This is a genomic window from Klebsiella terrigena (assembly GCF_006539725.1).
GTDB lineage: Bacteria > Pseudomonadota > Gammaproteobacteria > Enterobacterales > Enterobacteriaceae > Klebsiella > Klebsiella terrigena.
Genome location: NZ_BJNO01000030.1, coordinates 25,025 through 49,373 on the forward strand (window position 1 = coordinate 25,025; position 24,349 = coordinate 49,373).

Below are 24,349 nucleotides of genomic sequence, written 5' to 3' on the forward strand. Positions count from 1 at the left end.
TTGGATGAAAATTAAGCAATTTTAACGGGAGCCATCAAGATGACAGCAGCACCACTTTGGTTGATTCAGAACGTGCGCCTGCCCGGCCGCGACGGGCTATGGCAGATAGCAATAGATAAAGGCTGCTTTGGCGATATTACCCCGATGGGCGACGCGCGCGGCGAGAGTCTTGAAGTGCTCAACGCCCGCGGTGGGCTGGCCATTCCACCGTTTATTGAACCGCATATTCATCTGGATACGACGCAAACTGCCGGTGAGCCGAGCTGGAATCAATCCGGGACGCTGTTCGAGGGTATCGAGCGTTGGGCGGAGCGCAAGGCGTTGCTGAGCCATGAGGATGTCAAAGCCCGGGCGTGGAAAACCCTGAAGTGGCAAATTGCCAACGGCATCCAGTTTGTGCGCACGCATGTCGATGTTTCAGATCCGACGCTGACCGCCTTAAAAGCGATGCTGGAAGTGAAGCAGGAGGTAGCCCCGTGGGTAGATTTGCAGATAGTTGCCTTCCCACAGGAGGGGATTTTATCCTACCCCAATGGGGAGGCCCTGCTGGAAGAGGCGCTGCGCCTTGGCGCCGACGTGGTGGGAGCTATTCCTCACTTCGAGTTTACCCGCGAGTACGGCGTTGAGTCCCTGCATATCGCCTTTCGCCTGGCGCAGAAATATCAGCGTCCGCTGGATATCCACTGCGATGAAATCGATGATGAGCAGTCGCGGTTTGTCGAAACGGTCGCGGCCCTGGCGTTAAAAGAGGGGATTGGCCCGCGGGTTACGGCCAGCCATACCACCGCCATGCACTCCTATAACGGCGCCTATACCTCACGGCTGTTTCGCCTGCTGAAGCTCTCGGGGATCAACTTTGTCGCTAACCCGCTGGTGAATATCCACCTGCAGGGACGCTTCGATGATTACCCCAAGCGGCGCGGTATTACCCGGGTAAAAGAGCTGATGGCCGCAGGGATTAACGTGTGCTTTGGTCACGACGACGTTTTCGACCCGTGGTATCCGCTGGGCACCGGCAATATGCTGCAGGTACTGCATATGGGTCTGCACGTTTGTCAGCTGATGGGCTATCAGCAGATTAACGACGGCCTGAAGCTGATTACCGACAACAGCGCCCGCACCTTTGGTCTGAGCGACTACGGCATCAGCACGGGTAATACCGCCAACCTGATTATTCTGCCTGCGGAAAACGGTTTTGAAGCCGTGCGCTGCCAGGTGCCGGTACGCTGGTCGATTCGTCAGGGACGGGTTATTGCCACCACGCAGCTGGCGCAGACCTGGATACAGACCGATAGAGGCGGGGAGGAGCTGTTCTTTACTCGCAATAGCCCCTCTGCGGATGCAAAGGGGCCAAAGGGCTAGCGTGGCTTAGTGTGACCCTGCCTGCGCGCCGTGCTGGCGGTGGCGGGAGACGAAGCCGAGGATAATGCACATCACGAATACCACGGCATAGAGGCCGTTAGCGGTTTGCAGCGCTGCCAGCGGGCCGCTGGCGGCAACGATAGGACCGGTGACCACGAAGGTCAGCATCGTCCCGATGGTGCCGCAGGTGAGCACAAAGTTAACCAGCTTCGGTGAGGAGACTTTGGTCTGCTGCGAACCCAGGGTAATCAGCGAGGTGTAGATAGCGCTGGAGAAGAAGCCAAGGGTCAGGATAAACCACGGCATATGTTCCGGCGAACCGTTAATAAACAGGTACATCAGCACCGTTGCCAGGCCCGCAAGAACGGTAAGAATGCGCTGCAGGTCGAAGAAACGCAGGATGAAGCTGAATGACCACATACCGATCATGTACGACATCCAGAAATCGCTCACCAGCTTACCCGCGTCGCCAAGGCTCATGCCCAGGCCCTTGGCATATTCCGGCACCCAGGAGATAAAGCCCAGCTGGCCAAGGATATAGCACAGCGCGGCGATGGACAGAAACAGTACGCCGATACCCCATTTCTCTTTGACGACCGGCTGGCTGTCCTGCTGCGCTTTTTGACCCAGCACCGGGAATTCACAGCCGAAGGTCAGAACGAAGATGGCGACGTAAACCAGACCAATACAGACATACACCCAGTACCACTCGATGCTGCGCGCCAGCAGATAGGCGGCAACCATCGGGAAAATCATTCCCGCCATGCTGAAGAAGGAGTCGGTAAACAGCAGGCGCGCACCGCGCTGGCGGCCTTCATACATATGGGTTATCAGGAAGGTGCCGATCGACATGGTGATCCCGCTGACCAGACCCAGCACGAACATCGACGCGGAGAACAGCGTCAGGCTGTGGCCAAAGATCAGCCCGATGACCGCTAGTACCATCAGGATAAAGCCAAACCGCAGCTGCGTTTTCAGCGGTACGATTTCCATCAGCCAGGCGTTGAGGAAGATAGAGATCAGGATCCCGGCATTGAGGAAAGTGAAGGTGTTGCTCATACTCGAAACGGGCACATGGAAGTAATCGGCGATATTGCCCATCACCATCCCGGTGACGATCACCAGCGCGCCGGTCAGGGCGTAGGAGAAGAAGCTGATCCATGTGAGCTTGATACGATTGCTGTTAGTCATGACTGGCCTGTGAATAGAAATGTAAAGCGCGTTGACTCTGCGCCAGGGCGGACAGATTTTATTCGTTCGAGTGATGTAAGCAAACGTTTATTATGAAATGTAGATCTTTTTGCACGGATTAGTGTGATGTGGATCTCTTTTATAGATTCAGCCGATCGAAGTGCGCCTCGTTACAACTGTTTCAGCTACGTAAAATTAGGTAAAAGGCTGGCCCAGGATGCAAAGGCTCTTTAGAATCAATGCACTTGCTTTTTTTCTGCTCCGTTAAGGAATCTCGATGCTCAAATCAACTCTGGCGGCGGTGGTTGCCGTTTTCGCTATTTCCGCTTTCTCCCCGGCCATGGCAGCAAAGGGCGATCCTCATGTCTTGCTGACGACTTCTGCGGGAAATATTGAGCTGGAGTTAAATAGCCAGAAAGCACCGATTTCCGTCGATAACTTCCTGAAGTACGTGAACAGCGGCTTCTATAACAACACCACTTTTCACCGCGTGATCCCCGGCTTTATGGTGCAGGGCGGCGGCTTCAGCGAACAGATGCAGCAAAAGCAGCCGAACCCGCCAATCAAGAACGAAGCGGATAACGGCCTGCGTAACACCCGCGGCACCATCGCGATGGCGCGCACCGCCGATCAGGACAGCGCGACCAGCCAGTTCTTCATCAACATCGCCGACAACGCCTTCCTCGATCACGGACAGCGCGATTTTGGCTACGCGGTATTCGGTAAAGTTGTCAAAGGAATGGACGTCGCCGACAAGATTTCCCAGGTCCAGACGCATAACGTTGGGCCGTACCAGAATGTACCGTCCAAACCCGTTGTGATCCTCTCCGCGAAGGTTCTGCCTTAAGCTCTTCCGCGCGCGGGCGGCCCACGCTCGCGCCGTTGTTTCGGCCTTTCTGCGTGACCCGAAATTGCTGCTTATACTTGTGGCACAGGGGACGACAAGAGAGGCGATCATGCGTTCACTCACCGATAAGCAAAAATCCCGGCTCTGGGAACAGACTCGTAGCGTGAATTTTCAGGCCAGCCGTCGGCTGGAAGGCGCCGCTGTGCCTTTGGTGACGCTAAGCGCCGATGAAGCGCTGGCACGCCTTGCTGAGCTAAGGAGGCGTCATGAGCAGTAAATTTGGCGATGGCCGCGATCCCTATCTCTACCCCGTACTCGACGTATTGCGCAATCTTCCCGGTATTCGCCAGGCCCGGCGGCTCGAGCAGGTCATGCTGGAGATAACCTCCCTACGTGCGGCGACGATTCCCCTGGGGCCGCGCGGGCGCGGGCTACCCTATCTCTGCGCGATTCACCATCAGCTCTACCAGGATATTTTTGCCTGGGCCGGACGGTTCAGGGAGATTGATATCTATCAGGGAGATACGCCTTTTTGTCATTTCGCATGGATTGAAAAGGAAGGTAACGCGCTGATGCGGGCTCTGGAAGAGGAGAACTATCTTAGCGGCCTCGACCGCAGCGCTTTTATTACGCGCCTGAGCTGGTACTACGGTGAAATCAATGTGCTACACCCTTTTCGCCTCGGCAGCGGGCTGGCGCAGCGCATTTTCTTTGAGCAGCTGGCCATTCATGCCGGCTTTATTCTCGACTGGCGCGATATCGATCCTGAGGCGTGGAGCCGGGCTAATCAGCTGGGGGCCATGGGCGATCCGCAGCCGCTGGAAGCGATCTTTGCCAAAGTGGTAAGCGAAGCGTGAGAATCTGAGTAGAATAGCCCGGTTTTGTTTTTTCCGGAGCCGCTATGATCCTGCTTATCGACAACTATGATTCTTTCACCTGGAATTTGTACCAGTATTTTTGCGAGCTGGGGGCCGAGGTGTTGGTTAAGCGTAACGATGAGCTGACGCTGGAGGAGATCGCGACGCTGGCGCCGGAGAAAATCGTTATCTCACCCGGGCCCTGCACGCCGGATGAGTCGGGGATCTCCCTGGCCGTCATCGGGCATTATGCCGGGAAGGTGCCGCTGCTGGGCGTCTGCCTGGGGCATCAGGCTATCGCCCAGGTCTTCGGGGCGACCATCGTCCGTGCCGCCAAAGTCATGCACGGAAAAACCTCCCCCATCAGCCACGACGGACGCGGCGTGTTTCAGGGATTAAACAATCCCCTCACCGTGACCCGCTACCACTCTCTGGTCATTGACCCGGATACCCTGCCTGAGTGCTTCGACGTGACGGCCCGCAGCGAGAGCGGAGAGATTATGGCCATTCGCCATCGTGAGTGGGATCTCGAAGGGGTGCAGTTTCACCCGGAAAGCATTCTCAGCGAGCAGGGGCATCAGCTGCTGGCAAACTTCCTCAAGCGTTGATTTGTAGTTGCCATTGACTGATTTTTTATGCATATTTTGTGATTATAATATCATAATCATTTTTGCATAACGAAGAAGGATGGCATCACATGGCAACTGAGCAACCGGCAATTACCCGCGCCACGTTCGATGAGGTTATTTTGCCGATTTATGCACCGGCAGAATTTATTCCGGTAAAAGGTAAAGGTAGCCGCGTATGGGATCAGCAGGGCAAAGAGTACGTTGATTTTGCGGGCGGTATTGCCGTCACGGCGCTCGGTCATTGCCATCCGGCGCTGGTTGCGGCGCTGCATGAGCAGGGGGAAACGCTGTGGCATACCAGCAACGTTTTCACCAACGAACCGGCGCTGCGCCTGGGCCGAAAGCTGGTCGATGCCACCTTCGCCGACCGCGTGGTGTTTATGAACTCCGGCACTGAAGCTAACGAAACGGCATTCAAGCTGGCGCGCAACTACACGATCACCCGCCATAGCCCCTATAAAACCAAAATCATCGCCTTCCATAACGCTTTCCACGGTCGTTCGCTGTTTACGGTCTCCGTTGGCGGGCAGCCGAAATATTCTGACGGCTTCGGGCCGAAGCCGGCGGATATCATTCACGTACCGTTCAACGACCTGCACGCGGTGAAGGCGGTCATGGACGATCACACCTGCGCAGTGGTGGTTGAGCCGATTCAGGGCGAAGGCGGCGTGATGGCTGCGACCCCGGAGTTCCTCAAAGGGCTGCGTGAGCTTTGCGATCGGCATCAGGCGCTGCTGGTGTTTGATGAAGTGCAGTGCGGAATGGGGCGTACCGGTTCGCTGTTCGCCTATATGCATTACGGCGTGACGCCGGATATCCTGACCAGCGCGAAAGCGCTCGGCGGCGGTTTCCCGATTAGCGCCATGCTGACCACCCACGATATCGCCAGCGCGTTCCATGCCGGCTCCCACGGTTCAACCTACGGGGGTAATCCGCTCGCCTGCGCCGTCGCCGGTGCGGCGTTTGATTTGATTAATACGCCTGAGGTACTGGACGGCGTCAATGCGAAGCGCGAACGCTTTGTGCAGCATCTGCAGCAGATTGACGCCCACTTCGATCTGTTTAGCGATATTCGCGGTATGGGGCTGCTGATCGGTGCGGAGCTGAAGCCGCAGCATCACGGCCGGGCGCGTGATTTCCTGTATGCCGCGGCGGAAGCGGGGGTTATGGTGCTCAATGCCGGGCCTGACGTGATGCGCTTTGTGCCTTCGCTGGTCATTGACGATAGCGATATTGACGAAGGAATGGCGCGCTTTGCACAGGCGGTACAGCGCGTACTTAGCGCTTAGTTGCGCGTAGCCAGATGCCGTGATGCGGGCGCTGACGCCATGCCACCGATGAGATGGTGTGCATGGTGTTCAGATGATCGAGGATCCGCTGCAGGTGCTGCTCCATAGTGCTCAGCGGGCCGCGGGGCACGTCCGCATCCTGCGACTCCATAATATTCACCTCGCCGGCGCTACCCGGCCCGTCGGTATCCAGCCGCTGCTGGCAGCGCTGCAGCGCAATCTCACAGGATTCAAGATAGCGCCGGGCCAGATCCGGCGTCAGCATATTGTGCTCGCGGGCCAGGGTGGTCATGGCGTTGATATGCTCGACAATAAACTGGCTATGGGTGACCCATAGCTTCATATCGTCAAGATATTGCGAGTTAAAGCCGGGCTCCTGCATCGCCTGATTCAGCGAGTTATACAGCGAGTTGTGCGCCTGGTTGACGCGCATCCGCCGATAGGCCAGCGCCGGCGCCTGGTGATCGTCGCTGAGAATAAGGCGGATGGCCTCCTGGTCCGCCTCCAGTGCGTCGTGGGCGTTTTTACGCAGCAGGCCGCTTTGCCACTGTGGCCACAGCCATACCATCCCGCCGAAGGCAATCAGACACCCGATAAGCGTATCGATAAGCCTGGCGACAATAAACTGCTCGCCGTTAAGCGTCAGCAGCTGCAGGGTATAAACCGCCGTGACGGTAAAGCCCACCATCGCCCAGCCGTAGCTCTTGCGAATAATCAGATAGCTCAACAGCGTGATAATCAGCATCGCGGTCAGCGTATAGCCCTCCGGGACGTGAAAGTGCAGCGTCAGTCCGGCAATCACCAGGCCGGCGAGGGTCCCTGCCGCCCGGTGGACGATGCGGACCCGCGTTGCGCCGTAGCCGTTCTGGGTGACGAAAAGCACCGTCATCAGGATCCAGTAGGGTTTGGGCAGGTTTAGCGCACTGCCCATCAGGCTCGCGGCGGTGAGCATCACGCAGATCCGGGCGGCGTTGCGTAAAGCTGGCGATTTGTAAGAGAGATAGTTTTTCAGCGCAGGCAGCAGCGGCAGGCGCCGTTCCTTATCGGCCATCAGGTTACGTGGGTACAGCGGACGCTGGGTGCGCAGCACCCGGGCAAGGCGGCTGAAGTGCCATGCGCAGAATTGCCCGACCGGGTTGTCGGGGTGCTGAGAGGCAATCTTCTCCAGGGCGCCGATCTGCTTATCCATGTTAAAGCGCTGCGGATAGCGGTGGTACAGGATGTCATCCGCCAGCACCCTTAGCCGCGCGGCGACGGTTTGCGCATTCCAGCGGATTACCGCCTCCGCGTGGCTGCGTTCGACCAGCTTCTGCACCTCTTCCGGCTGATGCAGGCTGACGGAAATATGTTCCTGCAGATCGAGGGCAACCTGAAACGCCCGCAGCAGGCGCTTATGGTCGCTACGCTGATTGGCCGCCAGCATATGCATCTGCTGGTAGCACTGGGTGATCAGGTCGACGACCTTTTGCTGACGGGTCAGCAGCGGAGGCAGCGAGGTTGCCGGGTCGATATGCTGGGTCAGCAGGCTGTATTTGGCTTCACAATAGTTGGCCAGCTCCCGGTAGAGCAGGCTTAGCGATTCGCGCAGCGGCTGCTCGCGCCACAGCCAAAACCAGAACCAGTTGAATAGCCCGTACCACAGCGTGCCAAGCGCGTAGATCAGCAGCGGTTCCCAGACCGGCATATTGCCGGCGAGGCTCAGAGTAAAGATGGCGGCAATCAGCGAGGCGGGCAGCAGCCTCGCGTGCAGCGAGCTGATTTCTGCCGTGACGCCAAGGAGCAGGGTCAGGCCGCTGAGAATTAAAGGGAGCGGGATATCGTGCTGGAGAAGGAGCTGAACGATCAGGCTGCAGCCGGCAAAGAGCGAGCCGCCAATAATCAGGCGTTTAAAGAAGCGCTTATGCGGTGTATCAAGACCGGCGACGTTGCAGCATGCGGGAACCAGCGAGAACAGCAGACCCTGCTGCAGATGGCCGAGAAGGAGGCCTATTGCGACCGGCAAACACAGCACCAGCGTTTGCCGCAGTGCGTAGTTGACTTCCGGGTGGTAAATCAGCCTGCGCCACATAGAGGGAAAACAAAAACGGCGTATTGCAGGAGCAACACGCCGTTTTATCAGCTTAACGCGTGCCGTAGACGACGATAGTTTTACCGTGTGCGGAGATCAGATTTTGATCTTCCAGCATCTTCAGAATACGGCCAACGGTTTCACGTGAACAGCCGACGATCTGACCGATTTCCTGACGGGTAATTTTGATTTGCATACCGTCCGGGTGGGTCATAGCGTCAGGTTGTTTTGCCAGGTTCAGCAACGTCTGGGCGATACGGCCGGTGACGTCGAGGAAGGCAAGGTTACCGACTTTCTCAGAGGTAACCTGCAGACGGCGGGCCATCTGCGACGAGAGACGCATCAGAATATCCGGGTTAACCTGGATCAGCTGACGGAATTTTTTATAGGAGATTTCGGCCACTTCACATGCGGTTTTCGCACGTACCCAGGCGCTACGCTCCTGGCCTTCTTCGAACAAGCCTAATTCACCGATGAAATCGCCCTGGTTGAGGTAAGAGAGAATCATCTCTTTACCTTCTTCATCCTTGATGAGCACAGCCACAGAGCCTTTGACGATGTAGTACAACGTTTCTGCTTTTTCACCCTGGTGGATCAGCGTGCTTTTAGATGGGTACTTATGAATGTGGCAATGAGACAAGAACCATTCGAGGGTAGGGTCTGTTTGCGGTTTGCCAAGCACCATGCGCGGTTATCCTCTGTTATAAGCTATCTCCGGGTGCCGACACTACACGGCATCCGGGCATGCAATCGTATTGTTTCCCTATGCCTGGGAAGCTGGCTGGTGATTTTTCTTCAGCCTGTAATGTGAATTCCTCTGCATACATGCAGTACATCAATGTAATACTGTAGCATCCTGACTGTTTTAGCATAGCTTTTGCCGCGTGTCTCCTGGTGTCTCGCTTCAGCATGATGCAGGTCGCCTTCCGTTGCGAGATTTGTTATGTACGCGTAATCTGTCAGGAAAATTGCAACCTTGGAGTTAAATTTTATGCAAGCTCGTGTGAAATGGGTGGAAGGGTTAACCTTCATCGGTGAGTCGGCTTCCGGCCACCAGATTTTGATGGACGGTAACTCCGGGGATAAAGCGCCGAGCCCGATGGAAATGGTGCTGATGGCCGCCGGCGGCTGTAGCGCCATCGACGTGGTCTCAATTTTGCAGAAAGGACGTCACGATGTGACCAACTGTGAGGTGAAGCTGACCTCAGAGCGTCGGGAAGAGGCGCCGCGCCTGTTTACCCACATCAACCTGCACTTTATCGTGACCGGCCGCGAGCTGAAGGATGCGGTCGTTTCGCGAGCGGTAGACCTGTCGGCGGAGAAATACTGCTCGGTGGCGCTGATGCTGCAAAAAGCGGTAAATATCACGCATTCGTACGAAGTTATCGAGGGCTAAGCCGAAAGGCCAGCCCGTGGCCCCGGTTTGCGTCGTGCAGCCGGGGTGTTTACCGGCTTAACCGATCTTTTTCCCCGCCATCAGCCGTTCAACCAGCGGCGCCATGATCAGCTCCATCGCCAGCCCCATTTTGCCGCCCGGTACCACCAGCGTATTGATATGCGAGATAAACGACCCTTGCAGCATCGCCAGCAGCCACGGGAAGTCGATATCCTGCAGGTTGCGGAAGTGGATCACCACAAAGCTTTCATCCAGCGAGGGAATACCTTTAGCGGCGAAGGGGTTCGACGTATCAACGGTGGGAACCCGCTGGAAGTTGATATGGGTACGCGAGAACTGCGGGGTAATGAAGTTAATATAATCTTCCATTGAGCGGACGACCGAATCCATCACCGCTTCGCGAGAGTGCCCGCGCTCGCTGGTATCGCGGATGAGCTTCTGGATCCACTCCAGGTTGACGATGGGCACGACGCCCACCAGCAGGTCAACATTGTGCGCCACGTTGTGCTGCGGGGTGACAACGCCGCCGTGTAGCCCTTCGTAAAACAGGACGTCGGTCGGCTCCGGCAGCGGCTGCCAGGGCGTGAAGGTGCCCGGTACCTGATTCCACGGCACGGCCTCGTCATAGGTATGCAGATATTTTCTCGACTGGCCGGTTCCGCTGCGTCCGTACTCGAGGAAGGTGTTTTCCAGCAGGCCGAAGTCGTTTGCTTCCGGGCCAAAATAGCTGATGTGTTTCCCCTGATCCCGCGCTTTGCGGATCGCCATGTCCATTTCCGGGCGGGTGTAGCGATGGAAGCTATCGCCCTCGACTTCGGCGGCACGCAGGTTCAGCTGGGCGAAGATTTTGCGAAAGGCGAGGCTGGTGGTGGTGGTTCCCGCGCCGCTGGAGCCCGTGACGGCAATCACCGGATGTTTGGCAGACATATCAACTCCCAGATTAAACGATGGTGTGGCGCCGCCTTAGCCGTGGAACTGCTTGCGGGGCATGATGTTGACCGTCTCGTGCAGCTCTGACCACACCAGTACGGCTTCTCCGCTTTTCAGCTGCTGTTTTACATCGGCGACCTTATCGGCCAGCGAGCGTTCATGTTCACCATAATCGGTGCCTTCGCGCAACACAAAGGTTTCAATTAGGTTATCCAGCGTTTCGGGATCCAGATCCTGCCAGGGAATAATCATTTTTTTCCTTCCAGCCAGCGCGTTAGCCAGTCCGGGATCCGTCTTTCCAGCCACATCTCAGGCCTGCGCAACGTGCCGCCGACAAACCCGACGTGCCCGCCCTGTTCGGTCAGCTGGTACTCGACGTTTGCCGGTAGCTGCTCCTGCGGCGGAATAGAATGATGGTCCATGAACGGATCGTCTTTCGCGTGAATGATCAGCGTGGGTTTCGTGATATCGCTCAGACGCGGCATCGCGCTGCACTGGCGATAGTAGTCCAGCGCATCGGCAAAGCCGTGAATTTTGGCGGTGATGGTATCGTCAAACTCGCGAATGCGCCGCATGCCTTTGAGCTGGCGTAAATCAACCGGCAGAGAGCCCGGGTAGGCTTTCAGCTTGCGAGCGGCGTTCGCTTTTAACAGGTTCAGCAGATAGCGCTGGTAGACGCGAGAGAAGCCTTTATCCATATGGTAGCTGCAGGCCTCCAGCATGAACGGGGCCGACACGATGACCGCCGCGTCGAGCGGGACGCTGTCGCCCTCGTTTGCCAGCAGGCAGCCGAGCATATTGCCGCCCAGCGAATAGCCGACGGCGGCCGTGGGCGCGGGACCAAATTCGCGCTGCAGCCAGCGCAGGAACCAGGTGCCGTCTTCCGTCTCTCCGGAGTGGTAGATGCGGTTATTACGGTTAGGCTCGCCGCTACAGCCGCGGAAATGCATCACCACGCCGAGCCAGCCGCGCTGCATTGCCGCGTGGATCAGACCGTGAGCGTAAGGGCTGTGCAGGCTTCCTTCCAGACCGTGAAATACCACCAGCCGCGGCTTATGGCGGACTGATTCGGGATCTTCGCTCCAGGCCAAATCGATAAAATCACCGTCGGGGAGTTCAAGGCGCTGCCAGTGTGGAGTAAAGCCCAGTTTGCGGCGGATCAGTCGCGGCAGCATGGTTTGCAGATGACGATTGCCCACGCCGCGCATTGGGTGAAACTCGCGCGAGTCGTCTTCGGGGGGCGTCATTTCTGTAGGGGTGATTTCAACCATAGCACCAGAGCAATTAATAAACTTATAAACACTATACCGCGCATGAAGTGCGCAGGTTAGCCAATATGTGATCTTATGGCCAGCTGGTGGAGATTACGCGAAAAAGAGCGGGCGCTATAGGGCCTTTTGTGGCATGAAGAGTGGCCCCGAAAGCTCATTGCCAGTGAACCGTCGAGGCCGCGCGCTCGGCCCGCAGGGCTTAGCCTTCCTGCAGCATCTGCTCCAGCTGTTCCTGCGCCTCCAGCCAGGCCATTTCGCACTCTTCCAGGCCCGATTTGGCACTGGCCTGCTGCTGCAGGCAGGCGGTCAGGTCCGCTTTGCGGGATGCGTCATACAGGCCGCTGTCGCCCAGTTTCTCTTCCGCCTGCGCGAGCTGGGCGTTGAGTTTATCCATCTCTTTCTCAAGACGGGTAATCTCTTTACGCAATGGCTGAGTCAGGGTGCGCAGCTCCGCTTCCCGCCGCTTTTGGTCTTTGCGGGACTGGGCGCTGTTGCCGTTATCTTTGATTGCGTCAGACGACTGGCTCTCCTGTTTCTGCGAGTCGCTCAGCCACTGCTGGTAATCTTCGAGATCGCCGTCGAACTGCTCAACCTTGCCGTCGTGGACCAGATAGAGATCGTCGGTGGTCGAACGGATCAGGTGGCGATCGTGCGAGACCACCACCAGCGCGCCTTCGAAATCAATCAGCGCTTCGGTTAAAGCCTGGCGCATATCGAGGTCAAGGTGGTTAGTCGGTTCATCGAGCAGCAGAAGATTAGGGCGCTGCCAGACGATCAGCGCCAGCACCAGGCGCGCTTTTTCGCCGCCGGAGAAGCGCTGGGTTGCTTCGTTGACCTTATCGCTCTGGAAACCGAAGCCGCCGAGATAGTCGCGCAGCTTCTGCTCCAGCTCCTGCGGCGCCAGGCGAGCCAGGTGCTGCAGCGGTGATTCATCCGCCCGCAGGAACTCCAGCTGATGCTGAGCGAAGTAGCCCAGCTTAATCCCTTTTGCCAGCCCCACTTCGCCCTGCAGCGGCTGCAGCTCGCCGGCCAGGAGCTTGATGAGCGTCGATTTACCGGCGCCGTTGCGTCCCAGCAGGCCGATGCGTGAGCCGGGAACCAAATTCAGCTTGATCGAGTCGAGGATAATGCGTTCACCGTAGCCGGCGCTGACTTTTTCCATCTTCAGCAGCGGGTTGGGCAGGCTTTCCGGCGCGCGGAAGCTAAAGTGGAACGGGTTATCGACGTGGGCCGGGGCGATAAGCTCCATACGCTCCAGCATTTTAATGCGGCTCTGGGCCTGCTTCGCCTTGGTGGCCTTGGCGCGGAAGCGATCGATATAGCTTTGCAGATGGGCGACGCGCAGCTGCTGGCTTTCATACATCGACTGCTGCTGCGACAGACGGGTGGCGCGCTGTATTTCGAACGAGCTGTAGTTGCCGGTGTACTCGAACATGTTTTGCTGTTCGATATGCATAATTTTATCGACGATCGGATCGAGAAAATCGCGATCGTGCGAGATAAGGATCAGCGTGCCGGTATAGCTTTTGAGCCACTTTTCCAGCCAGATCACCGCATCGAGATCGAGGTGGTTAGTCGGTTCATCCAGCAGCAGCAGGTCAGAGCGACAAATCAGCGCCTGCGCCAGGTTCAGGCGCATACGCCAGCCGCCGGAGAAGTCGCTCACCGGGCGCTCCAGCTGTTCGTTGCTGAAGCCCAGGCCGTGCAGCAGGCTCGAGGCGCGTGAGCGGATCGTCCAGGCGTCAATGGCATCCAGCTTGCCGTGAACCGTCGCAATGGCGTGACCGTCATTGCGCTCGTTGGCCTGATTTAAATCGGCCTCGAGCTGGCGATATTCCCGATCGCCGTCAATAACATAATCAATGGCCGGCTGCGCTAGCGCAGGGGTTTCCTGATTAACCCACGCCAGCTGCCAGTTGCCCGGAAAGGTCATACTGCCGCCGTCGGCGCTAATCTCGTTTTTCAAAAGCGATAGCAGCGTGGATTTACCGCAGCCGTTTTTGCCCACCAGACCGACCTTCTGGCCAGGGTTGATGGTAGCGGTGGCGTTGTCCAGCAGGACGCGTACGCCGCGACGAATTTGTAACGAGGAGAAAACAATCATAAGGCGCCGTATGTTCAGACTATGTTAATTTGTCATTATGATAATGTAATGTGGTAGCAAATAGCTCCACCGGGCCGCAATGGTAGCCCAAAATGAAGACGATACACAAAGTCATTCTGGTTGCGTTGAGGCGCAGCCGTTGTTCAGGCCACTACAAGACGTTGGGAGGGGAATGATGTCTCAGACAGCGAAGGTTTTGCTGCTGTATGCCCACCCAGAATCTCAGGATTCCGTGGCTAACCGGGTTTTGCTTGAACCGGCCTTACAGCTGCCGAACGTCACCGTGCACGATCTTTACGCACACTATCCCGATTTTTTTATCGATATTGCCTGGGAGCAGGATCTCCTGCGTCAGCATGAGGTGATTGTTTTCCAGCATCCGCTCTATACGTGGAGCTGCCCGGCGCTGCTAAAAGAGTGGCTGGACAGAGTGCTGAGCCGCGGTTTTGCCAGCGGTGCCGGGGGGAATCAGCTGGCGGGAAAGTACTGGCGTAGCGTGATCACCACCGGCGAGCCGGAAAGCGCCTACCGTCGCGACGCTAACCGCTATCCAATGAACGATATTCTCCGACCTTTCGAACTGACCGCCGGCATGTGCCGGATGCACTGGATGAGCCCGATTATTGTCTACTGGGCCCGTCGGCAATCGCCCGCCGATCTGAAAAGCCATGCGCGCGCTTATCGTGACTGGTTGGCCAACCCCATCGCGTCAGGAGGAATCATAAATGGAGGGAGCTGATCTGCTTTTGGCTGGCGTGCTGTTTCTGTTCGCCGCCGTTGTCGCGGTACCGCTGGCCGCCCGGCTGGGCATTGGTGCGGTACTCGGCTATCTGCTCGCCGGGATCGCCATTGGCCCGTGGGGGCTGGGGTTCATCAGCGACGTCGATGAAATCCTTCATTTCTCCGAGCTGGGCGTGGTGTTCCTGATGTTTATCATCGGGCTCGAGCTCAACCCGTCGAAGCTCTGGCGCCTGAGAAGCTCCATCTTTGGCGTTGGGGCGGCCCAGGTTTTATGCAGCGCGGCAATCCTCGGCGGCCTGCTGATGGTCACCGGATTCACGTGGCAGGCGGCGGTTGTCGGCGGGATTGGCTTAGCGATGTCCTCTACGGCGATGGCGTTGCAGCTGATGCGCGAGAAGGGGATGAGCCGCAGTGAGTCCGGCCAGCTGGGATTCTCCGTTCTGCTGTTTCAGGATTTGGCGGTGATCCCCGCGCTGGCGCTGGTACCGCTGCTGGCCGGCTCCGGCGACGATCGCTTTGATTGGGTGACGATAGGGATGAAGGTGCTGGCCTTTGCCGGCATGCTGATCGGCGGCCGCTTTTTACTGCGGCCGGTGTTCCGTTTTATCGCGGCCTCCGGCGTGCGGGAGGTTTTTACCGCCGCGACGCTGCTGCTGGTGTTGGGTTCGGCGCTGTTTATGGATGCGCTCGGCCTGTCGATGGCGCTGGGAACCTTCATCGCCGGGGTACTGCTGGCTGAAAGCGAATATCGCCACGAGCTGGAAATCGCCATTGAGCCTTTTAAAGGTCTTCTGCTCGGCCTGTTCTTTATCTCCGTTGGCATGGCGCTGAATCTGGGCGTTCTCTACACCCATCTGCTGTGGGTCGCCGCCAGCGTCGCGGCGCTGGTGATGGTGAAAGCGCTCGTGCTGTACGTTCTGGCGCGGGTGTACGGCCTTCGCAGCTCGGAGCGGATGCAGTTTGCCGGAGTCCTGAGCCAGGGCGGGGAGTTTGCCTTTGTGCTGTTCTCGTTACCGGCTTCGCTGCGGCTGTTCGAAAATGACCAGATGGCGCTGCTGCTGGTCACGGTTACGCTGTCGATGATGACCACGCCGCTGCTGATGACCCTGATAGATTACGTGCTCTCCCGACGCTTTAACCAGCCGGAGGAAGAGGACGAAGCGCCGTGGGTTGAGGATGATAAACCGCAGGTGATTATCGTCGGCTTCGGCCGCTTTGGGCAGGTCATTGGCCGTCTGCTGATGGCCAACAAAATGCGCATTACCGTGCTTGAGCGCGATATCAGCGCGGTGAACCTGATGCGTAAATATGGCTATAAGGTTTACTTCGGCGATGCGACGCAGCTGGAGCTACTGCGCTCGGCGGGAGCGGAGGACGCGCAGTCAATCGTGATTACCTGCAACGAGCCGGAAGATACCATGAAGCTGGTTGAGATGTGTCAGCAGCACTTTCCGCATCTGCACATTCTGGCGCGAGCGCGGGGCCGCGTTGAAGCCCATGAGCTGCTGCAGGCCGGGGTGGCGCAGTTCTCGCGCGAAACCTTCTCCAGCGCGCTGGAGCTGGGGCGCAAGGCGCTGGTCAGCGTCGGAATGCATCCGCATCAGGCGCAGCGCGCGCAGCTGCACTTCCGTCGTCTGGATATGCGAATGCTGCGAGAGTTAATGCCGGTACATACTGATACTCTGCAGATATCGCGCGTGCGGGAAGCGCGGCGGGAGCTGGAGGAGATTTTTCAGCGTGAAATGCAGAAAGAGAGCAGGCAGCTTGACGGCTGGGATGAGTTTGAATAAAGGGTAAATCATTATGGCAGTGCGTAAACGTTTTATCGCCGGGGCAAAATGCCCGGCGTGCCAGGCCCAGGATTCTCTGGCAATGTGGCGGGAAAATAATGTCGATATTGTTGAGTGTGTTAAGTGCGGACACCAGATGCGCGAGGCGGATAAAGAGGCCCGCGAGCACGTACGTAAAGACGAACAAGTGATCGGCATTTTTCATCCGGACTAGCGTTATCTGTCGCCTTTTTTTAAGCTAGAGGGTACACGGCTGCAGAATTCCGCTACAATCTGCGCCACTATTCTTCCCATGCTCAGGAGATATCATGAAAGTAGCAAAAGACCTGGTGGTCAGCCTGGCCTATCAGGTACGTACAGAAGACGGTGTGTTGGTTGATGAGTCTCCGGTAAGCGCGCCGCTGGACTACCTGCATGGTCACGGCTCCCTGATTTCCGGCCTGGAAACTGCGCTGGATGGTCATGAAGTGGGCGACAAATTTGATGTTGCTGTCGGCGCGAACGATGCGTACGGCCAGTACGACGAAAACCTGGTTCAGCGCGTTCCTAAAGACGTCTTCATGGGCGTTGATGAGCTGCAGGTTGGCATGCGTTTCCTGGCGGAAACCGATCAGGGTCCGGTACCGGTTGAAATTACCGAAGTTGACGACGAGCACGTAGTTGTTGACGGTAACCACATGCTGGCTGGCCAAAACCTGAAGTTCAACGTTGAAGTTGTGGCGATTCGTGAAGCAACGGCTGAAGAGCTGGAGCACGGTCATGTACACGGCGCGAATGGTCACGATCACGACCATGACCACGATCATGACGGATGCTGCGGTGGCCACGGTCACAGCCATGACCACGACCACGGTCACGAACATGGCAAAGGCGGCTGTGGCGGTAACGGCGGCTGCGGCTGTCACTAAGACCTGTCGTCTTACAAGCCGCAGGCGCGTTGGCTAGCGCTGCCGGCTATAAAAAAGCGGGGAAACCCGCTTTTTTTACGCCTCAATAATGTGGAGGCGGCGTCTCTTCAGACTGCGATGCGATATACGATGACTGCGTCGCCTTCAGCTTTTCTACCATCAGACGCATATGTTCACGCATCTTTGCCATTTCGATCTCATGGGCGGTAACGGTCTTGTTGAGGTCTTCAATGGTGATTTCCTGATACGCCAGCCGGCTTTCCAGCTCCGCCAGGCGAGTCTCCAGTTTGCTATCGTGCATGAGTAACCTCTTCTGTCTTATCTCGCGGGCGGATTCTACTGAATTTTCAGCATTCGTGCAGCATCGTAACGCCCGACAGGAAACTAATTCATACAAAAATAGTCTGAAAAGAGGCGATATTCAGGTACGTCCGTATGTAGATTTGTCCTGCAACGTTCTATAGTACATTTTTTGCTTTTTACGCTAACCCTGGGGTGAGATGCCCCGGCCCTGGAGAAATGGATGAAATCACTGTTTAAAGTAACGCTGCTGGCGACCACGATGGCCGTCGCGCTGAATGCACCGCTGACCTTTGCTGCGGATACCGCTGCAAAGACGGCACCTGCAACGGAAAGCAAATCGGCATTTAAGAATGACGATCAGAAATCTGCTTATGCGCTGGGTGCATCGCTGGGACGTTACATGGAAAACTCCCTGAAAGAACAAGAAAAACTGGGCATTAAACTGGATAAAGATCAGCTGATCGCTGGCGTGCAGGACGCGTTTGCCGATAAGAGCAAACTCTCCGATCAGGAAATCGAACAGACTCTGCAAGCGTTTGAAACTCGTGTGAAAACCGCTGCTCAGCAAAAAATGGAAAAAGATGCATCTGAGAACGATGCTAAAGGTAAAGCCTATCGCGACACCTTCGCTAAAGAGAAGGGCGTGAAAACCTCTAAATCCGGCCTGCTGTATAAAGTCGAGAAAGCCGGTACCGGTGACGCACCGAAAGACAGCGATACCGTGGTTGTGAACTACAAAGGGACGCTGATCGACGGTAAAGAGTTCGATAACTCCTATACCCGCGGCGAGCCGCTCTCTTTCCGTCTGGACGGCGTGATCCCGGGCTGGACTGAAGGCCTGAAGAACATTAAGAAAGGCGGTAAAATCCAGCTGGTCATCCCACCGGATCTGGCATACGGCAAAACCGGCGTTCCGGGTATCCCGGCTAACTCTACTCTGGTCTTCGACGTAGAGCTGCTGGATATCAAACCGGCTCCGAAAGCGGATGCGAAGCCTGAAGCTGCCGCTGACGCAAAAGCGGATGCAGCAAGCGCAGACGCTAAGAAGTAATGGAATTGACGCCGCCGCCCTCAAAGGCGGCGGCTTTTTTATTTGGGGCAGATATAATTAAAACTGGAAAGTGCCTCAAGCGCTGTATTACTTTAGATAGCTTAATCTTATTAATGACGATGAGCCTGCCCTGACAAGCTACACCTCATCCTTCAAGCTGCCTCTGAGCTGGCTGCATTTGCTGACTCCAGCCTCTTACTGGATTCGGTCCTGGGTATCGATAGGAGACAACCTTGTCTCTTACAAGAGCCAGCCTTCGGCTGGTCAAATTCGCTGTTGACGAATTTGTCTCAGATTTGCCGCCGCGGCGTACCTTGAACGGTTTTGTGTAAAAAATGACAGGCTCCTGAAAAGGAGTGCTTTTTTTCATGTCCAGGTCGCTTTTAACCAACGAAACCAGCGAGCTTGACCTGCTGGATCAACGTCCTTTCGACCAGACCGACTTCGATATCCTAAAATCCTATGAAGCGGTGGTGGACGGGTTAGCGATGCTCATTGGTTCCCACTGTGAAATCGTGCTGCATTCTTTACAGGATCTGAAATGTTCCGCCATTCGCATCGCCAACGGTGAACATACCGGTCGTCAAATCGGCTCGCCAATCACTGACCTGGCGCTGCGTATGCTGCACGATATGACTGGAGCTGATAGCAGCGTTTCCAAATGCTATTTTACTCGTGCTAAAAGCGGAGTGCTGATGAAGTCGGTGACGATTGCGATACGCAACCGCGAGCACCGGGTGATCGGCCTTTTGTGCATTAACATGAACCTCGATGTCCCGTTCTCCCAGATTATGAGTACTTTTATTCCGCCGGAAACGCCGGAAGTGAACTCGCAGGTCAACTTTGCCTCATCGGTTGACGATCTGGTCGCGCAAACCCTCGAGTTTACGATTGAAGAAGTGAACGCCGATCGCAACGTTTCCAATAACGCCAAAAATCGTCAGATCGTCCTGAATCTTTACGAGAAAGGGATCTTTGATATCAAGGATGCTATCAACCAGGTTGCCGATCGCCTGAATATCTCGAAGCACACGGTGTATCTCTATATCCGCCAGTTCAAAAGCGGTGATTTCCAGGGGCTGGATAAGTAATGCGTTTTGCCATTACGGTGACGGGCCCGGCCTACGGTACGCAGCAGGCCAGCAGCGCCTGGCAGTTTGCGCAGGCCGTGCTGGAGGAGGGGCATGAGCTGATTTGCGTCTTTTTCTATCGCGAAGGCGTCTATAACGCGAACCAGCTGACCGCTCCCGCCAGCGATGAGTTTGACCTCGTGCGGGCATGGCAAACATTACACGAAGCGCATGCAGTCTCGCTGCATATCTGCGTTGCGGCGGCGCTGCGACGCGGAGTGACGGACGAACATGAAGCGCAGCAGCTTGGTTTGTCTGCGTCTAATCTGCAACCTGGATTCACGCTCAGCGGCCTTGGGGCGCTGGCGGAAGCTGCATTAACCTGCGATCGGATGGTGCAGTTCTGATGAAACGCGTTGCCTTTGTTTTTTCCTCCGCGCCTCATGGCTCCGCGTCCGGCCGGGAAGGCCTGGATGCGCTGCTGGCTACCTCAGCGCTGACCGATGAGCTCGGCGTTTTCTTTATCGGCGACGGCGTGTTTCAGCTGCTGCCGGAGCAGCGGCCAGGCGCCATTCTGGCTCGCGACTATATCGCAACCTTTAAGCTCCTCTCCCTGTACGATATCGAACAGTGCTGGATGTGCGCCGCTTCTGCCCGCGAGCGCGGCCTGTCGCCCTCCACGCGGTGGGTCATAGATGGCGAGTGGCTGGAGCCAGAGGCGCTACGTGCCCGACTCGATGATTTCAACGTGATACTGCGCTTCTGAGGCCACTATGCTCCACACTCTCAGCGTTTCCCCATGGCATACCGATCTGGCAGCGATGCTGCGTCTGGTAAAGGATGGCGACGATCTGCTGCTGCTTTCCGATGGCGTCATCGCGGCAGCCGACGGCGGGCGCTACCTTGAAATCCTGCTTTCCGCCCCCATAACCATCCATGCGCTGCAGGATGATATTGAAGCCCGCGGCCTGACCGGGCAAATTGCGGGCAGTGTCATCAGGGTTGGCTATACTGACTTCGTCAGACTTGTGCTCAAACACCCTGGACAGTTGGCCTGGTAATGGCAGGATTGTTGTATATTTCTTGACACCTTTTCGGCACCGCCCTAGAATTCTGCGTCCTCATATTATCTGAGGCGATTTATTACATGTTTACGAAGCAAAAGCTAAAACCAGGAGCTATTTAATGGCAACAATTAACCAGCTGGTACGCAAACCACGCGCACGCAAAGTTGCAAAGAGCAACGTGCCTGCACTGGAAGCCTGCCCGCAGAAACGTGGCGTATGTACTCGCGTATATACTACCACTCCTAAAAAACCAAACTCCGCACTGCGTAAAGTATGCCGTGTGCGTTTGACCAACGGTTTTGAAGTGACTTCCTACATCGGTGGTGAAGGTCACAACCTGCAGGAACACTCCGTGATCCTGATCCGTGGCGGTCGTGTAAAAGACCTTCCGGGTGTTCGTTACCACACCGTTCGTGGTGCGCTTGACTGCTCCGGCGTTAAAGACCGTAAGCAATCTCGCTCCAAATATGGCGTGAAACGTCCTAAGGCTTAATGGTTCTCCGTTAAGTAAGGCCAAACTGTTTTACCTTAATGTCAAACTAAACTCTTAGAGTTTTGGACAATCCTGAATTAACAACGGAGTATTCCCATGCCACGTCGTCGCGTCATTGGTCAGCGTAAAATTCTTCCGGATCCTAAGTTCGGATCAGAACTGCTGGCAAAATTTGTAAATATCCTGATGGTAGATGGTAAAAAATCTACTGCAGAAGCTATCGTATACAGCGCGCTGGAGACCCTGGCTCAGCGTTCTGGTAAAAATGAACTGGAAGCTTTCGAAGTCGCTCTCGACAACGTTCGCCCGACTGTAGAAGTTAAGTCCCGCCGCGTTGGTGGTTCTACTTATCAGGTTCCAGTTGAAGTCCGTCCGGTTCGTCGTAATGCCCTGGCAATGCGTTGGATCGTTGAAGCTGCTCGTAAACGTGGTGATAAATCCATGGCTCTGCGTCTGGCGAACGAACTTTCTGATGCTGCAGACAACAAAGGTACTGCAGTTAAGAAACGTGAAGACGTACACCGCATGGCAGAAGCCAACAAGGCGTTCGCTCACTACCGTTGGTAATCCCTTCGGAGTCATAGTCACCAGACGGGCGCTTCAGGTAAGTCGCCCGTTTTGGATAACTTAACTGAACGCCTAAAGAAACAAACGAGGAATCAAATGGCTCGTAAAACACCCATTGAGCGCTACCGTAACATTGGTATCAGCGCTCATATCGACGCCGGTAAGACAACAACTACCGAACGTGTTCTGTTCTACACTGGTGTAAACCACAAAATCGGTGAAGTTCATGATGGCGCAGCCACCATGGACTGGATGGAGCAGGAGCAGGAACGTGGTATTACCATCACGTCCGCTGCGACTACCTGTTTCTGGTCAGGAATGGCTAAACAGTTCGAACCACACCACATCAACATCATCGACACCCCAGGGCACGTTGACTTCACTATCGAAGTAGAACGTTCCATGCGTGTTCTTGATGGTGCGGTAATGGTTTACTGTGCTGTTGGTGGTGTTCAGCCACAGTCTGAAACCGTATGGCGTCAGGCAAACAAATATAAAGTTCCACGTATCGCGTTCGTTAACAAAATGGACCGTATGGGTGCTAACTTCCTGAAAGTTGTTGATCAGATTGAAAAGCGTCTGGGCGCGAACCCGGTCCCTCTGCAGCTGGCTATCGGCGCAGAAGAGAAATTCACCGGTGTTGTTGACCTGGTGAAAATGAAAGCTATCAACTGGAACGAAGCCGATCAGGGCGTGACCTTCGAATACGAAGAGATCCCAGCTGATATGCAGGAACTGGCTGAAGAATGGCGCCAGAAACTGGTTGAAGCCGCTGCTGAAGGTTCTGACGAACTGATGGAGAAATTCTTTGGTGGCGAAGAGCTGACTGAAGAAGAGATCAAAACTTCTCTGCGTAAGCGCGTACTTAACAACGAAATTATCCTGGTTACCTGTGGTTCTGCATTTAAGAACAAAGGTGTTCAGGCGATGCTGGATGCGGTTGTTGAATACCTGCCAGCGCCGACTGATGTTACTGCGATTAACGGTATCCTGGACGACGGTAAAGACACTCCGGCAGTTCGTCACTCTGATGACAACGAGCCGTTTGCTGCGCTGGCGTTCAAAATTGCTACCGACCCGTTTGTTGGTAACCTGACCTTCTTCCGCGTTTACTCTGGCGTTGTTAACTCTGGCGACACCGTGTTCAACCCGGTGAAATCAGCACGTGAGCGTCTGGGCCGTATCGTACAGATGCACGCCAACAAACGTGAAGAGATCAAAGAAGTTCGTGCGGGCGACATCGCTGCAGCGATTGGTCTGAAAGAAGTGACTACCGGTGACACCCTGTGTGACCAGGATAATGTAATTATCCTGGAGCGTATGGAGTTCCCGGAGCCGGTAATCTCGATCGCCGTTGAACCAAAAACCAAAGCTGACCAGGAAAAAATGGGTCTGGCTCTGGGCCGTCTGGCTAAAGAAGACCCGTCATTCCGCGTATGGACTGACGAAGAAACTAACCAGACTATTATCGCCGGTATGGGTGAGCTGCACCTCGACATCATCGTTGACCGTATGAAGCGTGAATTCAACGTTGAAGCGAACGTCGGTAAACCTCAGGTTGCTTACCGCGAAGCGATTCGCTCTAAAGTTACCGATATCGAAGGTAAACATGCTAAGCAGTCTGGTGGTCGCGGTCAGTATGGTCACGTTGTGATCGACATGTACCCACTGGAGCCGGGCTCAAATCCGAAAGGATACGAGTTCATCAACGACATCAAAGGTGGTGTAATTCCTGGTGAATACATCCCTGCCGTTGATAAAGGTATTCAGGAACAGCTGAAAGCTGGTCCGCTGGCAGGTTACCCGGTAGTTGATCTCGGCGTGCGTCTGCACTTCGGTTCTTACCATGACGTTGACTCCTCCGAGCTGGCGTTTAAACTGGCCGCTTCTATTGCCTTCAAAGATGGCTTTAAGAAAGCGAAACCAGTTCTGCTTGAGCCGATCATGAAGGTTGAAGTAGAGACTCCGGAAGAGAACACTGGTGACGTCATCGGTGACCTTAGCCGTCGTCGTGGTATGCTGCGTGGTCAAGAATCCAACGTTACTGGCGTTGTGATTCACGCTGAAGTTCCGCTGTCTGAAATGTTCGGATATGCAACTCAGCTGCGTTCTCTGACCAAAGGTCGTGCTTCTTACTCCATGGAGTTCCTGAAGTATGATGACGCACCGAACAACGTTGCTCAGGCCGTAATCGAAGCCCGTGGTAAATAAGCCGTAGGGTTAAACCAAAATCCCGTGCTCTCTCCTGAAGGGGAGAGCGCTATAGTAAGGAATATAGCCGTGTCTAAAGAAAAATTTGAACGTACAAAACCGCACGTCAACGTCGGTACTATCGGCCACGTTGACCATGGTAAAACTACTCTGACCGCTGCAATCACTACCGTTCTGGCTAAAACCTACGGTGGTTCTGCTCGT

Annotated in this window: 28 protein-coding genes; 20 read left to right on the forward strand and 8 right to left on the reverse strand. The window is 55.7% G+C overall.

From position 1 onward, the window contains the following. Positions 1 to 39: 39 nt before the first annotated feature. Entirely contained in the window at positions 40 to 1,362 is a 1,323-nt protein-coding gene (locus RTE01_RS23775; protein ID WP_041142993.1) for a cytosine deaminase, read from the forward strand. A gap of 6 nt (positions 1,363 to 1,368) precedes the next feature. Here the strand turns inward: RTE01_RS23775 and tsgA are convergent, their stop codons facing one another. Beyond that, entirely contained in the window at positions 1,369 to 2,553 is a 1,185-nt protein-coding gene (tsgA, locus tag RTE01_RS23780; protein WP_076946134.1) for an MFS transporter TsgA, read from the reverse strand. A gap of 277 nt (positions 2,554 to 2,830) precedes the next feature. On the opposite strand from tsgA, the gene ppiA reads away from it, so the two are divergent. From ppiA to argD, 5 genes are all read left to right on the forward strand, one after another. Next, positions 2,831 to 3,400 carry a peptidylprolyl isomerase A gene (gene ppiA / locus RTE01_RS23785; RefSeq protein ID WP_045854052.1) on the forward strand — a complete coding sequence of 190 codons (570 nt, stop codon included), beginning with the start codon at positions 2,831 to 2,833 and terminating at the stop codon, positions 3,398 to 3,400. A gap of 109 nt (positions 3,401 to 3,509) precedes the next feature. Continuing rightward, positions 3,510 to 3,677 (forward strand): YhfG family protein, encoded by a 168-nt coding sequence (locus tag RTE01_RS23790; RefSeq protein ID WP_115191756.1) that lies wholly within the window; start codon positions 3,510 to 3,512, stop codon positions 3,675 to 3,677. Next, positions 3,667 to 4,257, forward strand: a complete 591-nt coding sequence (locus RTE01_RS23795) for a putative adenosine monophosphate-protein transferase Fic (protein ID WP_041142990.1) — start codon at positions 3,667 to 3,669, stop codon at positions 4,255 to 4,257. Before RTE01_RS23790 ends, RTE01_RS23795 begins: the two co-directional genes overlap by 11 nt. A 44-nt stretch (positions 4,258 to 4,301) precedes the next feature. Further along, the gene (gene pabA, locus RTE01_RS23800; RefSeq protein ID WP_123552445.1) at positions 4,302 to 4,865 is read left to right on the forward strand and encodes an aminodeoxychorismate synthase component 2; all 564 of its coding nucleotides are present in this window, start codon (positions 4,302 to 4,304) and stop codon (positions 4,863 to 4,865) included. Positions 4,866 to 4,954: 89 nt separating this feature from the next. After that, positions 4,955 to 6,175 (forward strand): bifunctional acetylornithine/succinyldiaminopimelate transaminase, encoded by a 1,221-nt coding sequence (gene argD / locus RTE01_RS23805; protein WP_134527961.1) that lies wholly within the window; start codon positions 4,955 to 4,957, stop codon positions 6,173 to 6,175. Here argD and RTE01_RS23810 read toward each other — a convergent pair. Both RTE01_RS23810 and crp read right to left on the reverse strand, forming a co-directional pair. Further along, positions 6,165 to 8,243 (reverse strand): YccS/YhfK family putative transporter, encoded by a 2,079-nt coding sequence (locus tag RTE01_RS23810; RefSeq protein WP_115191759.1) that lies wholly within the window; start codon positions 8,241 to 8,243, stop codon positions 6,165 to 6,167. The genes argD and RTE01_RS23810 overlap by 11 nt on opposite strands. Before the next feature lie 52 nt (positions 8,244 to 8,295). After that, the gene (gene crp, locus RTE01_RS23815) at positions 8,296 to 8,928 is read right to left on the reverse strand and encodes a cAMP-activated global transcriptional regulator CRP (protein ID WP_000242758.1); all 633 of its coding nucleotides are present in this window, start codon (positions 8,926 to 8,928) and stop codon (positions 8,296 to 8,298) included. 306 nt (positions 8,929 to 9,234) lie between these two features. Between crp and RTE01_RS23820 the strand changes: the two genes are divergently transcribed. Further along, on the forward strand, positions 9,235 to 9,639 hold the full coding sequence (locus RTE01_RS23820) for an OsmC family protein (protein WP_041142986.1): 405 nt from the start codon (positions 9,235 to 9,237) through the stop codon (positions 9,637 to 9,639). A 57-nt stretch (positions 9,640 to 9,696) separates the two neighbouring features. Here RTE01_RS23820 and RTE01_RS23825 read toward each other — a convergent pair whose 3' ends face one another. From RTE01_RS23825 to RTE01_RS23840, 4 genes are all read right to left on the reverse strand, one after another. Further along, a complete protein-coding gene (locus tag RTE01_RS23825) occupies positions 9,697 to 10,566 on the reverse strand; it encodes a phosphoribulokinase (RefSeq protein WP_041142985.1) in 870 nt (289 codons plus the stop codon). 36 nt (positions 10,567 to 10,602) lie between these two features. Next, the gene (locus tag RTE01_RS23830) at positions 10,603 to 10,821 is read right to left on the reverse strand and encodes a YheU family protein (RefSeq protein ID WP_041142984.1); all 219 of its coding nucleotides are present in this window, start codon (positions 10,819 to 10,821) and stop codon (positions 10,603 to 10,605) included. Continuing rightward, complete coding sequence (locus RTE01_RS23835) at positions 10,818 to 11,840, reverse strand: hydrolase (RefSeq protein WP_134527958.1); 1,023 nt, start codon at positions 11,838 to 11,840, stop codon at positions 10,818 to 10,820. Before RTE01_RS23835 ends, RTE01_RS23830 begins: the two co-directional genes overlap by 4 nt. Positions 11,841 to 12,039: 199 nt before the next feature. Beyond that, positions 12,040 to 13,944, reverse strand: a complete 1,905-nt coding sequence (locus RTE01_RS23840) for an ABC transporter ATP-binding protein (protein ID WP_076946130.1) — start codon at positions 13,942 to 13,944, stop codon at positions 12,040 to 12,042. A gap of 172 nt (positions 13,945 to 14,116) precedes the next feature. Between RTE01_RS23840 and kefG the strand changes: the two genes are divergently transcribed. The 4 genes from kefG to slyD all read left to right on the forward strand — a co-directional run bounded on the left by kefG (position 14,117) and on the right by slyD (position 17,383). Beyond that, a complete protein-coding gene (kefG, locus tag RTE01_RS23845; RefSeq protein WP_134527955.1) occupies positions 14,117 to 14,683 on the forward strand; it encodes a glutathione-regulated potassium-efflux system ancillary protein KefG in 567 nt (188 codons plus the stop codon). Further along, complete coding sequence (gene kefB, locus RTE01_RS23850; protein ID WP_076946129.1) at positions 14,670 to 16,475, forward strand: glutathione-regulated potassium-efflux system protein KefB; 1,806 nt, start codon at positions 14,670 to 14,672, stop codon at positions 16,473 to 16,475. The genes kefG and kefB overlap by 14 nt, the downstream gene beginning before the upstream one ends. A 13-nt stretch (positions 16,476 to 16,488) precedes the next feature. Beyond that, entirely contained in the window at positions 16,489 to 16,689 is a 201-nt protein-coding gene (locus RTE01_RS23855; protein WP_013364433.1) for a YheV family putative zinc ribbon protein, read from the forward strand. A gap of 94 nt (positions 16,690 to 16,783) precedes the next feature. Continuing rightward, positions 16,784 to 17,383, forward strand: coding sequence for a peptidylprolyl isomerase (slyD, locus tag RTE01_RS23860; RefSeq protein ID WP_041142979.1), 600 nt, complete (start codon positions 16,784 to 16,786; stop codon positions 17,381 to 17,383). Positions 17,384 to 17,465: 82 nt separating this feature from the next. On the opposite strand, the gene RTE01_RS23865 is transcribed toward slyD, so the two are convergent. Continuing rightward, positions 17,466 to 17,684 (reverse strand): protein SlyX, encoded by a 219-nt coding sequence (locus tag RTE01_RS23865; protein WP_041142978.1) that lies wholly within the window; start codon positions 17,682 to 17,684, stop codon positions 17,466 to 17,468. Positions 17,685 to 17,906: 222 nt separating this feature from the next. Between RTE01_RS23865 and fkpA the strand changes: the two genes are divergently transcribed. From fkpA to RTE01_RS23910, 9 genes are all read left to right on the forward strand, one after another. Beyond that, positions 17,907 to 18,737 (forward strand): FKBP-type peptidyl-prolyl cis-trans isomerase, encoded by an 831-nt coding sequence (fkpA, locus tag RTE01_RS23870; protein WP_041142977.1) that lies wholly within the window; start codon positions 17,907 to 17,909, stop codon positions 18,735 to 18,737. A gap of 368 nt (positions 18,738 to 19,105) precedes the next feature. Beyond that, complete coding sequence (locus tag RTE01_RS23875; protein ID WP_004868391.1) at positions 19,106 to 19,828, forward strand: helix-turn-helix transcriptional regulator; 723 nt, start codon at positions 19,106 to 19,108, stop codon at positions 19,826 to 19,828. Next, complete coding sequence (gene tusD / locus RTE01_RS23880) at positions 19,828 to 20,214, forward strand: sulfurtransferase complex subunit TusD (protein WP_134527952.1); 387 nt, start codon at positions 19,828 to 19,830, stop codon at positions 20,212 to 20,214. Before RTE01_RS23875 ends, tusD begins: the two co-directional genes overlap by 1 nt. Next, positions 20,214 to 20,573 (forward strand): sulfurtransferase complex subunit TusC, encoded by a 360-nt coding sequence (gene tusC / locus RTE01_RS23885; protein ID WP_076946126.1) that lies wholly within the window; start codon positions 20,214 to 20,216, stop codon positions 20,571 to 20,573. The genes tusD and tusC overlap by 1 nt, the downstream gene beginning before the upstream one ends. A gap of 7 nt (positions 20,574 to 20,580) precedes the next feature. After that, entirely contained in the window at positions 20,581 to 20,868 is a 288-nt protein-coding gene (gene tusB / locus RTE01_RS23890; RefSeq protein ID WP_041142974.1) for a sulfurtransferase complex subunit TusB, read from the forward strand. 124 nt (positions 20,869 to 20,992) lie between these two features. Further along, positions 20,993 to 21,367: a 30S ribosomal protein S12 gene (rpsL, locus tag RTE01_RS23895; RefSeq protein ID WP_045854063.1), complete on the forward strand. Its 375-nt coding sequence runs from the start codon at positions 20,993 to 20,995 to the stop codon at positions 21,365 to 21,367. 96 nt (positions 21,368 to 21,463) lie between these two features. Then, on the forward strand, positions 21,464 to 21,934 hold the full coding sequence (gene rpsG, locus RTE01_RS23900) for a 30S ribosomal protein S7 (RefSeq protein WP_004106370.1): 471 nt from the start codon (positions 21,464 to 21,466) through the stop codon (positions 21,932 to 21,934). Positions 21,935 to 22,030: 96 nt separating this feature from the next. Beyond that, a complete protein-coding gene (gene fusA / locus RTE01_RS23905; RefSeq protein ID WP_041142973.1) occupies positions 22,031 to 24,145 on the forward strand; it encodes an elongation factor G in 2,115 nt (704 codons plus the stop codon). 69 nt (positions 24,146 to 24,214) lie between these two features. Further along, positions 24,215 to 24,349, forward strand: a 135-nt coding sequence (locus RTE01_RS23910; RefSeq protein ID WP_009484166.1) for a GTP-binding protein, incomplete at its 3' end; no start/stop codon positions are given.